The 14,010-nt window shown below is 39.6% G+C and carries 14 protein-coding genes; 7 read left to right on the top strand and 7 right to left on the bottom strand.

Translation table 11 applies throughout. The features are described from left to right. Nucleotides 1–80: 80 nt before the first annotated feature. Nucleotides 81–2,666, bottom strand: a complete 2,586-nt coding sequence (locus ACPPVU_RS15775; protein ID WP_426667483.1) for a glycoside hydrolase family 3 N-terminal domain-containing protein — start codon at nt 2,664–2,666, stop codon at nt 81–83. 407 nt (nt 2,667–3,073) lie between these two features. Then, entirely contained in the window at nt 3,074–3,799 is a 726-nt protein-coding gene (locus ACPPVU_RS15770) for an alpha/beta hydrolase (protein ID WP_426667482.1), read from the bottom strand. Between the two features lie 259 nt (nt 3,800–4,058). Here ACPPVU_RS15770 and ACPPVU_RS15765 point away from each other — a divergent pair, with 259 nt between their 5' ends. Beyond that, nucleotides 4,059–4,598, top strand: a complete 540-nt coding sequence (locus tag ACPPVU_RS15765; protein ID WP_426667481.1) for a carboxymuconolactone decarboxylase family protein — start codon at nt 4,059–4,061, stop codon at nt 4,596–4,598. Nucleotides 4,599–5,203: 605 nt separating this feature from the next. Next, entirely contained in the window at nt 5,204–5,479 is a 276-nt protein-coding gene (locus tag ACPPVU_RS15760) for a hypothetical protein (protein ID WP_426667480.1), read from the top strand. Between the two features lie 27 nt (nt 5,480–5,506). On the opposite strand, the gene ACPPVU_RS15755 is transcribed toward ACPPVU_RS15760, so the two are convergent. Next, a complete protein-coding gene (locus ACPPVU_RS15755) occupies nt 5,507–5,953 on the bottom strand; it encodes a YybH family protein (protein WP_426667479.1) in 447 nt (148 codons plus the stop codon). Between the two features lie 174 nt (nt 5,954–6,127). Between ACPPVU_RS15755 and ACPPVU_RS15750 the strand changes: the two genes are divergently transcribed. The 3 genes from ACPPVU_RS15750 (at nt 6,128) to ACPPVU_RS15740 (ending at nt 7,407) form a co-directional block, all read left to right on the top strand. Then, the gene (locus ACPPVU_RS15750) at nt 6,128–6,685 is read left to right on the top strand and encodes an RNA polymerase sigma factor (RefSeq protein WP_426667478.1); all 558 of its coding nucleotides are present in this window, start codon (nt 6,128–6,130) and stop codon (nt 6,683–6,685) included. A 13-nt stretch (nt 6,686–6,698) separates the two neighbouring features. Continuing rightward, entirely contained in the window at nt 6,699–7,124 is a 426-nt protein-coding gene (locus ACPPVU_RS15745; protein WP_426667477.1) for a hypothetical protein, read from the top strand. A 67-nt stretch (nt 7,125–7,191) separates the two neighbouring features. Continuing rightward, on the top strand, nt 7,192–7,407 hold the full coding sequence (locus ACPPVU_RS15740; protein ID WP_426667476.1) for a hypothetical protein: 216 nt from the start codon (nt 7,192–7,194) through the stop codon (nt 7,405–7,407). Between the two features lie 205 nt (nt 7,408–7,612). Here ACPPVU_RS15740 and ACPPVU_RS15735 read toward each other — a convergent pair whose 3' ends face one another. Further along, the gene (locus ACPPVU_RS15735; RefSeq protein ID WP_426667475.1) at nt 7,613–9,949 is read right to left on the bottom strand and encodes a M56 family metallopeptidase; all 2,337 of its coding nucleotides are present in this window, start codon (nt 9,947–9,949) and stop codon (nt 7,613–7,615) included. Next, the gene (locus ACPPVU_RS15730; protein WP_426667474.1) at nt 9,946–10,308 is read right to left on the bottom strand and encodes a BlaI/MecI/CopY family transcriptional regulator; all 363 of its coding nucleotides are present in this window, start codon (nt 10,306–10,308) and stop codon (nt 9,946–9,948) included. The genes ACPPVU_RS15735 and ACPPVU_RS15730 overlap by 4 nt, the downstream gene beginning before the upstream one ends. Nucleotides 10,309–10,635: 327 nt before the next feature. Between ACPPVU_RS15730 and ACPPVU_RS15725 the strand changes: the two genes are divergently transcribed. After that, a complete protein-coding gene (locus ACPPVU_RS15725; protein WP_426667473.1) occupies nt 10,636–11,268 on the top strand; it encodes a phosphatase PAP2-related protein in 633 nt (210 codons plus the stop codon). A gap of 195 nt (nt 11,269–11,463) precedes the next feature. Next, the gene (locus ACPPVU_RS15720) at nt 11,464–12,342 is read left to right on the top strand and encodes a diiron oxygenase (RefSeq protein WP_426667472.1); all 879 of its coding nucleotides are present in this window, start codon (nt 11,464–11,466) and stop codon (nt 12,340–12,342) included. 81 nt (nt 12,343–12,423) lie between these two features. Here the strand turns inward: ACPPVU_RS15720 and ACPPVU_RS15715 are convergent, their stop codons facing one another. Together ACPPVU_RS15715 and bioB are read right to left on the bottom strand one after the other, a co-directional pair. Next, the gene (locus tag ACPPVU_RS15715) at nt 12,424–12,981 is read right to left on the bottom strand and encodes a histidine phosphatase family protein (protein WP_426667471.1); all 558 of its coding nucleotides are present in this window, start codon (nt 12,979–12,981) and stop codon (nt 12,424–12,426) included. 17 nt (nt 12,982–12,998) lie between these two features. Next, nucleotides 12,999–13,997, bottom strand: coding sequence for a biotin synthase BioB (bioB, locus tag ACPPVU_RS15710; RefSeq protein ID WP_426667470.1), 999 nt, complete (start codon nt 13,995–13,997; stop codon nt 12,999–13,001). Nucleotides 13,998–14,010 lie beyond the last annotated feature (13 nt).

The raw sequence follows: 14,010 nt of genomic DNA, 5'->3' as shown, positions 1-14,010 counted from the left end.
ATACTTTATTTTAAGTCAATTATAATTTAGATACTTCAATATTCGACATTCAAAATTCGATGTTCGATATTTATTCTATATTATTTCACCACTTCCTCAACCAAACTACTATTATTCTTACCGTAAATCTTAGCTATCGCTTTTACCACTTTACCTTTTGCAACTTTAAAGGGTTTTGAATACTCATTGCCTTCAATAAAAGCAGGTGTTGAGTCATCTGTCGTATAGTATATTTTGACGCCCGGCGTTGCACAGGCAAGGCTTACCATCCCTCTTTTTATACTGATAACCGGCTTCTTGATCAGGTCAACATACTTCTCTGTACGCGCATCATGGATCACCCCTTTCCAGTTCATGCCGAAACCGAAATCATATGTGTGTCCGGCAACATCGCTATAACAGGTCATATCATGCGGAATATCCTCATTCTGCAACTCAACTGTTTTCATATTAGCGGGCATCTGGAAAGGCAATAAACCCGTTGGTTCGGCAACGCCCGTTAAAATATCCAGTATCGCTTGGTTCTGCACACCAAAGCTGGCTACAATGGCATCCGCATCCTTTTCAAATTCTGCCAGGATAGCAGGTTTGGATAAAGTGATCACCACTATTACCGGTTTGCCTTTCATCGCGGCTTTGGTTTCTTGGATGGTCTTCAGATCGTTATAATTTCCAGCGGTGATGGTTTTGTCTTTGTACGAGCGGTTATCAACACCCGGTTCAACAGGATCGCCAGCGGCAATGCTGTGCACCCGTGCATGGGTTGCAGTATATTCTCCGTATTGCAGGGTGATCGGTACATATCCATTACCACCCTTAGCTACATCTGCCTTATCATAACCCGCGCCACCATAGGGACTGCTTACAAATACAACTGCGCAGTCTGCTTTGGATGGATCGTCGGTATATTTAAAATATTTGCCGAACAGTTCAGGACCTACAGCATCATCCCAACGCTCTTTTGACGGAGGACCGAAAAATCCCTGCATAGATGGCGTATATTTTTTAGGCAGGTAAACGGTTACTTGTTTTTTCAGCGGCAATACATTGTTGCTGTTTTTCAGTAGGATAATGGATTTTAGCTGTGCATTATATCCCGCCGTCATAAACTCCGCCTTGCCTACCGTTGCTTTAGAATTATTTACGTCCAGGTAGGGATTTTCAAACAGCCCGGTCCTCAAGATATTGGTTAGTAACCTTTCAGCGCTTTTTTCAAAACGTGCGCGCATATACGGCTCACCGTGTTCTTTTACGCCCATCTTATAAGCCTCAATTACCGGGGCCGAATCATTATTGCCGCCAAACTGGTCTACGCCAGCCATCAGGATCTTGTAGTGTCTTTCGGCAACAGTTTTGGTTTCCATTCCCCACGACTTTCCCATGAACAGATCCGGTGTTTTGCCCTCATCAGCCGTAACACCCCAATCGGTACAAACTACGCCGTCATAATGATATTTTGTTCTTAACAGGTCAGTTATAAGGTATTGGCTGTAACCGTTACCGCCATTTTCCTTGTTCTTCACATCCCTGCCGTATGATATGGTATAATAAGGCATCACTGCAGCAGCCATTTTGGTTTTGCCGTCAAGCTTAAGCGCACCATCAACAAAGGAGATTAAATGTTCATCAAAATTATTGCCCGGGTACACGGCAAACTTGCCGTAAGCAAAATGCGCATCCCTTCCACCCTCTTCCGGACCGCCGCCCGGCCAATGCTTCATCATGGCATTCACACTGTGATAGCCCCAGCCATCTTTGATCTCACTTTCCCCGGTCGACGTTTGAAAACCATCTACATATGCACGGGCCATATCAGCGTCTAATTGCGGGTCTTCTCCAAAAGTACCGTTAATACGTACCCAGCGTGGCTCTGATCCTAGGTCGATCTGCGGTGATAATGCCGTAGCGATACCCAAAGCTCTGTATTCCTGTGAAGCTATATGCCCGAATTCCTTTATCACTTCAGGATCGAACGTAGCTGCCAGACCCAATTGATCAGGCCATTGTGATATTTTCCCACCTGCTCCAGCAGTATATTCTACACCCGACGAAGTGCCATGCCTTGGGTCCGAACTATTATTTGCCGGTATGCCTAAACCCGCACCTTCCACTAATGCCTGTACGCTATTGTTCCATTTGGCAGCCACTTCCGGACTTTGTACCGAAGTAACCAGCACATGCCTTAAATTATCTTTCAATAAAAAACTCTTTTGCTGGTCAGTGGGTTCAGAAGGATCAATCCCGCCTTCGCTGAATTTTTTGCCGTTATAAGTACCAGATGCAAACGCTCCTCCCCCCATTGCAGGAATTGCCTGGTGAGCACTGTACAACATTAGTCCTGCAATCTGTTCCAGCGACATTTGCGATGCCAGGTCCTTTGCCCGCTCCTCAACCGGCAAGTGCCAGTCTTCATATTTATCCAGTTTGCCGTTCCGGTTCAGGTCTTTAAAGGCAAGACCGTCAACAGTTAGTATTTTTAGGCCTGACTTTGACGAATAGCCCAAAGTGGGCCCATTTTGATTTTTTACCAATACAATGCCATCGCCATCATCAGTGGCTGTCCATTTTTCGGGCTGATTGGTGCTACTGCTCAATGTCACTGCAAACGCAAGTAAGGACAGTGAACCGATAAAATAAATAACCGGACGGGTAAAGTTTTTTTTCATATTTAACTTAGTGAGTGGTTGATTAGGTTGATTGAGTTTTAAGTATGAACTATGTTTGCTTTTAACATAATCAACTATTCACTCAATCAACCTAATCAACTAACAAATAACAGGTTTAAAATTGATTGTGTAATTATGACACAACTAAATGTAAGTATATAAATGATATATCCAAAATTTAATAGATGAATGGGTGGAGAATACCGATAGGGAATACATATGGAACGATGGAACGCAGAGACGCAATGCTTTATGTATCTACTCAATATTTATTGGTGTTGGCTGTATCAAAGTAAAAGCCCGATACAAGAGTATCAGGCTTTATATTCCAAAAAAATTAAAAATTTCAAATCACCTTAAAAACGATGGTGAAAATTTATCAATCTTTTTTACTTATATACTTTACGCTAAACAAATTCGTGTGGAATGTGTAATGTTTGTTCCACATTTGTTGCCGCTTCTAAAATTAATTCAATTACTTCTTGTGGATGGGAAGCTAATGAAGCATGGTTTGCATTTAAGTGAATTATTTTTTTTGCATTTATCCGATCCGCCATTTCTTGTTCTGTTTCAGGTGGGATCATGTGGTCCTGGTCGGAAACCTGGTACCAGCTTGGTTTGGTTTTCCAGGCAGGTACACCAGACATATCACCAAAACATGTACCATGTATCGGTTTTTGGGATAATGACATCACTAAGGCTTCGTCTTCTCCCAAATCCTGGCAAAAGGATTGATGAAATTCATCATATTTGATCCATAAAAAGCCTTTGTTATCAGGATAGATACTCGCCCCGCCTGATGGTTGTTCCCGGCGTGCAAAAATACTTCCTAAACTATCACCCTCATCCGGTGCAAATGCAGCTATATAAACCAGGCCCGCAACTTTGTCGTGATTGCCGGCACCTGTGATAACTGCTCCGCCATAAGAGTGCCCTGCTAACAGTACTTTACCTTCCTGTGCATCAATTAAATCCCTTGTTTTATTAATGTCATCTGCTAACGAGGTCAGCGGGTTCTGAACGCTTCTGACTTTGTATCCTTCCTTGCTCAGTGCCGGAATTACATGCTGCCAATGTGACCCATCTCCCCATGCTCCGTGAACCAGGATGATGGTTAAATCTTTGTTTTCCATGACTTTAATTTTTTATGGTTTAAAAAAATATACTTCTTATTAATCGTACTGGTTGAATAAGCAACTGATAGAATAACTGCGATCGGTGGGATGGGTGATCTAATTTATAAGACTTGAATGGATTACAAATGACTACAACATAAAGTTTTTATTAATTTTTAATAGCTATCCCCGCTTTAACGCATACCTGTTTATATTTTTTTTTCCACTCAAATTGCCTGGTAATCTTACTAATTTTACTCTTCCAAATCTTCTTACTATGAAACCATTTACCGTACCCACTTATGACCAGGTATCGGACGCCGCCAAGCCTGCTTTTTATCGTTTCACCAAGCTCACGGGTAAAATGCCCAATCTGTATGCAACCATCGGCTATTCGGCTAATGCGCTCAACTCTTATCTTGCTTACGTAAATGAGCAGGCCCGCGGCACTTTCCACGCAAAGGAGCGTGAAGCTATTTACCTCATCGTATCCCAATTTAATGGCTGCGAATATTGTCTGGCATCACATACACAATCGGCTATAAAAAACGGCTGGAGCGAGGATGATACGCTTGCTCTGCGTGCCGGCAACTATCCTGAACAAAAATGGCAGGTTATTTACAAGGTGATCCATTCCATAATAGAGCAAAAAGGAAAGGTAAGTGACGAATTGCTGGATGAATTTTATGCCTTAGGTTATCACGAAGCCGCTATAATTGACTTGATGGTATTGATCAACGTAATGAGTTTTACTAACTACACTTTTCGCCTTATACAGGTACCTATAGATTTTCCGGCTGCAAAGGAACTTATTTAGCCCCACTTTTTGACTATAGCAGCTTTCGGGTTTACAGGATCAAGGACGTAATTGATATTTCTTAATAGGAAAGTCTATTATTTAATTATTGAGAAATGATAAATACTCATATTAATAACGCTTTCCCATGCTCAAATTTCTCTTTAGTTACTCTTTTTGCGTATAAAAATTGCCACTTATTTTTTAATATTAAAATAAACTCCTAAATTACGTCCTTTATCTAACCTGTTTCCTACCCCTTTTTGGTTAAATACTATTGATAAAGTTTCTTCATATCAATAGTTACGGCAATTGAATTTAATTATTGGGAAATAATACTTTGCAATTTATGCGTTTGACAAGTAAACTGTTTACGCGTATGCTATTGAGCAAAGTATTAAAACTTATCAATCTCATAACTAAATCTACCTGCCAATATTCTAAACAACCCAATCTTATCAATATTTAAGTGAAGACAATATTTTTAATGATGTTTTTTGCAACAGTTACCAATTGCGAGGCTCAGGATTTTTTTTAAACAGATCGTAAGGTTTAGGTATCGTTAGATGTACTTGATGCAACTAAAATAGCATCAATAGGTATAGTTATTTATATAAACTTAAAGAATGAAAAAGGTAATTTTAGCAGTTTCAATACTTATAAGTGCCTGCGTAAAGAATAACATTGAACCTGAATTCAAGACAAGAATTTTATCAGCCGGTACAAAATGTACCATTTCGCCAAATGCTCTTGGTCGGGATGATAATAATCATTCTGCTCACGTAACTGTTGACTCAATGAGTTGGCATGATTCGTATGATGATTATTACTTTGTAGCAGTTACTACAGATGATGGCAAATATTATCGTTACCCGGATGAAGATCTGATTGACTGTAAATAATAATTTAAGACTTAAAGAAATTGTGTATTATCCCGAATGGTCATGCAAAATTTTCCAGCCGTCTTTAGTGTAAACCATCACCAATGAATAACGCCCCGAACGCTCTGGTAAATTATTGCCGGATAAAGTAAATTTCCCTGTTAAAAGCGCATAGTTTTCTCCCAACAAGGTTACTTTCATTTCATCATAGTACAAATTTTGCTTGGGCATTTTGCCATTAAAATACTTTTTTTCGTAAAGCTCTCTTATCGAACCTACCCCGACAGGGCCGGTCGGCATCATCATCGTAGACGACTCGGTGTACATCTTCATAAAACTATCCAGGTCGCCCTTATTCCAGTCATTTGCAGAATTTTTCATTGCTGCAATTATCGCAGCTTCCTTTGATTGAGTACTCTGTGCCCTGGCCTGCATTGTAAATACAGCAAGAAACAGGAATGACAGGAAAGCGTATCGTCTAGAATTGTTCTTCATTTTAATTATATAAACGGGTCAATATTAAATATTAAAATCAGCTAATCAAAGCGGATAAAGCTATACCCACATAATCCATACAAGCCCGTCCAAAGAATTTTTATTTTTTTTAAAATGTTTTCTTGGGTCAATCGTCTCTACCTTTAAAGGAGAAATAAATTGATCGCAGCCGTAATGCCCGAAGAAAAAAACAAGCATATCATACAAACAATTAAAGAGTATGGTAAAGGCTTGCTGGGCTTTATCCGCCGGAGAGTTAAAAACGATGCCGATGCCGAGGACATTCTGCAGGATGTTTGGTACCAGCTAAGCGCCGTAGTAAACGCTGAGCCGATAGAACAAACGGGCGCCTGGTTATATAGGGTAGCCACCAATAAGATCATCGATAAGAACAGGAAAAAAACAGAAGAACTATTCGACCTGAACCTGTCTGACGATGAGGACGAAGGCGATGGCCCCGACTTCAGAGCTATCCTATTGACCGAAGGCACTACCCCCGAAACAGAATATATCCGTAACCTTTTTTGGGAACAGTTATTTTTTGCACTGGATGAATTGCCCGAAGATCAAAAGCAGGTTTTTATATGGCAGGAACTTGATGGAATCCCCTTTGGCGAAATAGCAAAACGTACCGGCGAAAATGTACAGACGCTGGTATCAAGAAAGCGGTATGCAGTACTTCATCTGCGTAACAGGCTTAAACAATTGTATGAAGAATTGATGGAATATTAAAAAAATTAAAGATATGAGAAATAGAAGTTTTGAAGATTCAGCCTACAGACAAAGGTTTGGCTTCAGGAAGAAATTCATTTTAATACCATTTTTAGCTGTGGGGGCTTTATTCCTCATTACCTACATCGTAATGTTGTTATGGAACAACCTACTGCCGGATATATTGCACGCAAGCACAATTACTTACTGGCAAGCCATGGGGGTACTTGTTTTATCCAAAATACTTTTCGGATTTGGCGGGCGCGGACGTGGGGGCTCTCCATGGATGCATAAAATAGAACGCTTTAAGAACATGAGCCCGGAAGAGCAGCAACGTTTCAGGGAGGAAATGCGCTCACGCTGTGGCAAATGGGGAAGAAATCGTGGTGGTTTTGATTGGGACAGGCCGGCAGAAAACACGGAGAAGCCCGCAGAAGATACTTCTAAGCCTGTCGAATAAAAAATTCAGTATAGATGTCCAATTTTAACAGGGTCGATAGTTATTAGGTTTAAATTAATAAAGTCTTATGGAAGTATTAGTTTTCAAAACAAATGTGACCAGCAAGAAAAAAGTCAGTAAGGTAAGTGCCTTGCTGACTTCTTTTCCGGCTATTGAGCAATGGAATTTCGATCTGGATGATTGCGATAAAGTGTTGCGCGTAGTGGCCAAAGACCTAAATCCCGGCTCGGTTGAATCACTGCTACATAATGCGGGTTTTAATTGCCAGGAACTGGATTATTAATGCCTCGCATTTTGCATGGTGATCATCGTTACCACTGCACAAATCAATATAACAACTGCAATTAATACCCACATATTTTATTGGTTATTTTATTAAATGACTGTAAAACTTAGGTAATAGCTAATTATTCCAGGATGTTATATACTGGTGAAAGACAGATTAAACTTACGAAGTTTTTTGGACTCCGTAAGTTTTTTATAATTGATTAGTTGAAAGCGTTCTTCATCTGGATATACTTATCAAGATCTTTAGAATTAAAACCTTTTGCCTTCATCGATGATACATATGCCGGGGTTACACCTGTTGCTTTAAGCGAAGAAATTTCATCCAGGGAGACATCCGTAAATCCAATATCTTTAAACCCTTTAATAAAGCCCGGGGTTACACCAAGCGCTTTTAAAGAGCCCAATTCGTCAGGCGATATTTGCTTATAACCCAGTGCCTGGATTCCCCTTGCATATTCTGCAGTAACACCTAAAGCTTTAAAGGAAGATAGTTGATCCGGCGAAAGATCCTTATATCCTAATGCTTCGAAGCCTTTAACATATTCAGGCGTAATACCCAATGCTTTTAATGATTGCAACTCATTTCCTGAAATATTTTTATAGCCGATATCTTCAAATCCTTTCACAAATTCAGGGGTTATACCCAATGATTTGAAAGATTGAAGCTCATCAGCTGACATATCCTTATAGCCTATCTTCGAAAATTCTTTTATGTATTCAGGTGTAATGCCCAGTGCTTTCATGCTGGTCAGCTCATTAAAAGAAACATTGGCATACCCTGCATTTTTTAACCCTTCAATATAGGTCGAATCAACATCTAATGCTTTATAAGATGATATATCGTCCGGCGACGGAAGGCCGTTTTCGCCATTGTCTTTTCCTTCAACCTTCCCTGCCTTTTTCAATCCCCGGATGTACGCACCGGTTATACCCTGTGCCTTAAAGCTGATCAATTGATCATAACTGATCTTTGGATAGCCGGCTTCATGTATTTCCTTTACATATTCACCATCAACGCCCAATGCCTTTGCAGAAACCAGTTCATTTGCAGAAATATCAGGATAACCATTTTGTTTCCAATACTTAATAAAAGGCTCATCCACTTTTAATGCAGCCATTGATATCATCTCATCTTTGCTGATATGCCCATAACCATTATTCTTTAACATGTGTACATAAGCTTTATTGATGTTGATAATGAAAAAGGCAAATTCATCCTGGTAATCCATATCAGTTATACCTTCATTGCCTGCATAATCTGTAAACTCCTTATTGGCAACAAATTTATAATGCCCATAGCCCTGGTTACCATCAAATTTTCCATTAAATTTCATCGTACCAGCATCCCGGGTAATGGTAAAATCTCCTTTCTGATCTTTTGGAACTGATGATAATTCACTCAGTTTAAAATCATCCGAACTGCTGTTCCAATCGTGGTCGTTATCGTCGCCTCTGAATTCCATTCGAACTCTTTCACCTTTTATAGTTGCAAACCATGATCCCACAGTACGGTCTGTCGATCCCCAGTTCTTCTGAGCCTGCTTGATATTCGTATGCGCTTTAGCAGTTGTGTTTTTTACTGCCTGGCTATAAGCAATGGTCTGATTAAGCGCGCAGGCCAACCCACCCATTATCGGTACCAGTATAAAATATTTCCACATCGTATGGATGTTTGATTTCTTGGCATTCATCATAACTATACGTTTTTTTAAGAGTGATTGGTTGTAATTGGTAGTAACGCTCAACGCTAAGTGCGGCGCCGATACTTTTAATAAGCTCATTTGATAGCTTGATTTTTCGACTGAATTTTGATCCAGTACAGCCTCATCGGTTAAAAACTCCAGATTATTTTCTAACTCACCGCGATAAAGCCAGGCAAATGGATTAAACCATTGGAAAACAAGCACTATCTCTGCCAACAGTATATCAAAGCTATGCCCCTGTTGTATGTGCACTTTTTCATGCATCAGTATCTGGTTATAGGTGTCCCAGTCGTATTTTTCAGGGTTGATAAAAATGTTATTGCCGAACGAGCATGGGGCTTTATCACCCTTAACTTCAATTATCCTGAATTTTCCATCCTTTATAACCGGGTTTGAATAAGCCCTGATTAGTAAAACCACAACTTGTAAAAGCAAATTCAATCCAAAAGCTGCTACACCGGCCCAATACAGATAGAACATCCATTTAATAGCGATCGGTAAAAATGGCTTGTCCTGATCGTTGTTAACGGCCTGAGTTTTTAAAATTTGCTGTCTTGCAAGCACCTCTTGCTTAATAGATTCTTTATCCGGCACCATTTGTTGCTTAACGATTGGTGCTATTTGTTCCGGTGTATTCACAACCTTTTCCACCGGTGCGTTTCTTAATGTCCATGCTTGTGGAATAGAGATCAATGGTAACACGAATGATAAGGCTAAACAGATAAGCAGTACCACCCGGTTTAAATGGTAAAAAGTCTCCTTTTGCAGAAATATCTTGTAGAACAACAAGCATACTGAAATGAGTAATGCAACGTGCAGGATATAGGGTATCATTTTTTGGTTGATTTAATGATTTCTATTATTTCGTTTAGTTCAGACTCGGACAATTTTTCTTGCTTGGCAAAATAGGCTAGCATGCTTGGATAAGAATTATTAAAATATTGGCTCACAATATCCTTCATGGCGTGCCCCTGGTATTCATCTTTTGAGATGATAGGGTAATACCGGAAAATATTACCAATCGCCTCATGCGCTAAAAACCCCTTATCTTCTAAAATTTTTACCATAGTTGCTACTGAGTTATAATGTGGCTTAGGATCCGGTAGCTCGGGTATGATCTCCTTTATAAATGCTTTTTCCAATGTCCAGAATACCTGCATTATTTGTTCTTCTCTTTTAGCCAGTTTTTGCATGATGAAATAAATTATAGAACTAAAGTAGTACTAATTGATTAGTATTGCAACTAATCAATTAGTATTTTTTATAAATTATTGATTATCAGTAAATAAATTTCTAATGAGGGATGTATCCCCTTTAGATACTTAAAGACTTATAGTAGAACAAAATAGTTACAAGAAATTTTCGGGTAAGACGATTGAGCGTATAAAAAAAATCAAAATTGTAACAAAAATTTCTCTATTACGTCCTAAGTATTAATTTAGGATTAAAGAAAATTTAACAATTCATTTATCTTATGTATTTTTGCGACCCCATTAAAATTAATATAATATCATATAAAAGTGGCTCGACCAATTGCGATTGCATTAAAAAATAACTGGAAAGAAACCTGGAGTTCATCTCTGCAAAGGATTCAGCTAATCGTTGGTTCCCTGTTGATGATGATCATTTCTTTCATGCTTCCCCCCTTTTTTAACCTGATTCAAAAAAGGGATGGGCCGGTTATTCAGGACTTTGTATTAGCATCGATCCCAGCTCATAATGTTTCATGGGCTATTTTTACAGTAATCTGGGGTATCGGATTTTACGCTTTATGGCGTGCTATTGAAAAGCCGACTATTTATATTACCTACTTATGGACATTTATATTCATTACCATACTTAGGGTATTGGCCATTACCCTGGTTCCACTTAATCCCCCGGCAGGACTTATTGTTTTAACCGATCCGTTAACTGCAGTCTTCTACGGAAGAAGTACCATTACTAAAGACTTATTCTTTTCTGGTCACACCTCTATCCTGTTCCTGGCATTTTTATGTTTAGAAAGAAAATGGGATAAAATACTGGCACTTACCGGTACATGTATTGTAGCTTGCTTACTGCTGGTGCAACATGTGCACTATACTATTGATATTATAGCAGCACCAATCATTATCTATCCTGTATACAGGGTAGTTAAATACCTGCTTAACTAAGCAACCTTTCTTCAAACTTTCCCGTCACTAGTAATAAAAAAAGCCCCCGCCAGGCGGCGGGGGCTCAGCATGCCTTTATCAAGGGCATGCTAACCTAAACCTTATCACGAACTAATAACGTTGCGAATTGTTATGTAGTTTGGTGTAATAGGTATTTTACTTTTATATGATAAATTAGAGCATCCGGAAATCGAAATGGAAGTACAGGAAATTGAACGCTTGATCAAGATCAGTAAGGAAAGGCCCTTAATGCCTGAGACTTATATTCCCTGGCAACAGGAACCGGAAGCTGATGATATCTTTTTGCCTGAATTACTTACTTCACTGTATGGGCTCGAAATATATGATACCTTAACTCCCGTTCAGAAATTGGAGCTTGGTCGGCACGAGCTTGTACAGGTAATTGCATCTTATGCCTGGGGCGAATGTTTATTCTGCCTTTTTATGACAAGGCATATATTGACTTTGCCGTTAGATGATGTGGAACATCGTTTTTTATTAAGGGAATTGATAGAAGAATTCCGTCACCAGGAAATGTTCGGGCAGGCAATCAGTAAATTGGGTGGCAAGCCGATAAAGCAAACAGGCGTTCATAAATTTTTAGGCGAATTCAGCAATAAATACTTACCGGCTGACTATCTTTTTATGGGTAGTGTGTCTGTTGAGTTGGTAACAGATGTTTATGGTAACTATGCCCGTAAATCACCAAACATCTATCCTGTTCTAAAAAAGATGTTCGATTTGCACAATATTGAAGAAGCCCGACATATACTTTTCACAAAAAGCCTGTTAAAAACCTATGCTGCAAAAGCCGGCTACGTTAAACGCACATTATACAGCTATGTGATCCTGTTCAATATTTTATTTGTGCGGACTATGTATGTAAAAAAAGAAATATTTGAACGTATTGGCCTTGAAAATCCTGACAAGGTATTTAAGATAGCCGCCAGGGATTTTAAAAATAAGTTTGCAGAAAAGTGCCTTGATGATATTATTGAATTTGTCCATGAATGGAAAGGTTTTAACCGGGCAACCCGATGGGCATGGCGCTGGCTGCTCAGTGCGAAGGTCTAGACTTAATATCTAATAATGAATCCCCATCCTCTAATACTTCATTATTGGATATTTAAAATTCGATGTTCGATATTGAATTAATTAAAAAGGACAATTTGAAGATGGATTCAAGCCTTCCTTATCCGCTGATAAAACTGCCTTGCCATTATTGTAAGTAATGATCCATATACTATCAAAATCGCTATCTGGCCAGTCTCTAATGTCACCTTTTACGCCCAAAGCCTTAGCCAGGTGCGCTATGGCGCTATGTTCCCACACCATGAGTACGGTACCAGTGCGATTATACACTTCCTTAGCTGTCTTTTTGTAATCGTTCTCATCAAAGCTACTATTGATCTGCAAGTTATATTTAACAGCATATGGCGTTATTGTTTGAAACATACGGCCCGATTTTGTACTGTTACCCACATTGATAGACGGAACATAGATGGCCGACACAACACCAAATTTGCTATACAGAACTTTTGGTAGCGCAAGTGAACGGTTTAACCCACGGCAATTCAAATTATCGCCATCAGCAGGCTTTTCACCATGCCTGATGATGACGATCTTTAAGCTACCCGCATTTTGACACGAGCCTGTGGTAAATGAAACACAGGTAATCAAGATTAGTAAAATGAGACGGGTATATTTTTTCATTGCTATTGGTTTTATAACTATGCTTCTACAACTTCTTTAGTAACCCCCGGCCTGCCATTCTTAAATGCAGCGCGCGGTTTCAGCCCTAGTAATTCAAACATTGCCATATCAGTATCAAACGAAGGATTTGGAGTGGTCAAAAGTTTCTCCCCTGCAAATAATGAATTAGCCCCGGCCATAAAACAAAGCGCCTGTTCAACGGTGCTCATTTCCGTACGACCTGCTGATAAACGCACAACTGTTTTAGGCATGATAATACGTGTTGTTGCGATCATACGCACCATATCCCATACAGAAACTCTTGGCTGATCGGCTAATGGTGTACCTTTAATCGGAACCAATGCATTAATTGGTACTGATTCTGGATGTTTAGGCAAGTTTGAAAGTGTTTTCAACATTGAGATACGATCTTCAACCGTTTCTCCCAAACCAATAATACCACCACTGCAAACAGTTATTTTGGCTTTACGCACGTGTTCTAATGTCTGCAAACGATCATCATAAGTGCGAGTTGTGATAATACGTTTATAATCATCTTCAGAAGTATCTAAATTGTGGTTATAAGCATATAAACCTGCATCGGCTAAGCGTTGTGCCTGGCTTTCGGTCAGCATGCCTAAAGTACAGCATACTTCCATATCCAGTTCATTCACAGCTTTTACCATTTCTATCACTTTGTCAAAATCGCGGTTGTCACGTACCTCGCGCCATGCAGCCCCCATACAAAGTCTTGATGCGCCACCTGCTTTTGCTTTTTCGGCAGCGGCAATTACTTCATCTTTAGGCATCATAGCGTGAACGTCCACACCGGTGTTGTAGCGTGCAGCTTGTGGGCAATATGCACAGTCTTCGGGGCAACCACCAGTTTTTATAGAGATAAGCGAGCTGATCTGTACTTCTGAGTAATCTTTATTCTCACGGTGTACAGTTGCAGCTTCGTAGATAAGATCAAGTAAGGGTTTATGATATATCTCGGCAATTTCTTCTTTTGTCCAGTTGTTTCTGATCTCTGTCATTCGTTTCTGTTTA

Source organism: Mucilaginibacter sp. McL0603, assembly GCF_049992945.1.
Classification (GTDB): Bacteria; Bacteroidota; Bacteroidia; order Sphingobacteriales; family Sphingobacteriaceae; genus Mucilaginibacter.
This window is presented reverse-complemented; position numbering and strand designations above follow the sequence as displayed.

Excerpts from the sequence above, each read along its gene's own strand:
- ACPPVU_RS15720 (WP_426667472.1), top strand. The coding sequence starts at position 11,464 with ATGGAAGTACAGGAAATTGAACGCTTGATCAAGATCAGTAAGGAAAGG.
- ACPPVU_RS15775 (WP_426667483.1), bottom strand. The coding sequence starts at position 2,666 with ATGAAAAAAAACTTTACCCGTCCGGTTATTTATTTTATCGGTTCACTG.
- ACPPVU_RS15760 (WP_426667480.1), top strand. The coding sequence starts at position 5,204 with ATGAAAAAGGTAATTTTAGCAGTTTCAATACTTATAAGTGCCTGCGTA.
- ACPPVU_RS15750 (WP_426667478.1), top strand. The coding sequence starts at position 6,128 with ATGCCCGAAGAAAAAAACAAGCATATCATACAAACAATTAAAGAGTAT.
- ACPPVU_RS15740 (WP_426667476.1), top strand. The coding sequence starts at position 7,192 with ATGGAAGTATTAGTTTTCAAAACAAATGTGACCAGCAAGAAAAAAGTC.
- ACPPVU_RS15745 (WP_426667477.1), top strand. The coding sequence starts at position 6,699 with ATGAGAAATAGAAGTTTTGAAGATTCAGCCTACAGACAAAGGTTTGGC.
- bioB (WP_426667470.1), bottom strand. The coding sequence starts at position 13,997 with ATGACAGAGATCAGAAACAACTGGACAAAAGAAGAAATTGCCGAGATA.
- ACPPVU_RS15765 (WP_426667481.1), top strand. The coding sequence starts at position 4,059 with ATGAAACCATTTACCGTACCCACTTATGACCAGGTATCGGACGCCGCC.
- ACPPVU_RS15755 (WP_426667479.1), bottom strand. The coding sequence starts at position 5,953 with ATGAAGAACAATTCTAGACGATACGCTTTCCTGTCATTCCTGTTTCTT.
- ACPPVU_RS15735 (WP_426667475.1), bottom strand. The coding sequence starts at position 9,949 with ATGATACCCTATATCCTGCACGTTGCATTACTCATTTCAGTATGCTTG.
- ACPPVU_RS15715 (WP_426667471.1), bottom strand. The coding sequence starts at position 12,981 with ATGAAAAAATATACCCGTCTCATTTTACTAATCTTGATTACCTGTGTT.
- ACPPVU_RS15730 (WP_426667474.1), bottom strand. The coding sequence starts at position 10,308 with ATGCAAAAACTGGCTAAAAGAGAAGAACAAATAATGCAGGTATTCTGG.
- ACPPVU_RS15770 (WP_426667482.1), bottom strand. The coding sequence starts at position 3,799 with ATGGAAAACAAAGATTTAACCATCATCCTGGTTCACGGAGCATGGGGA.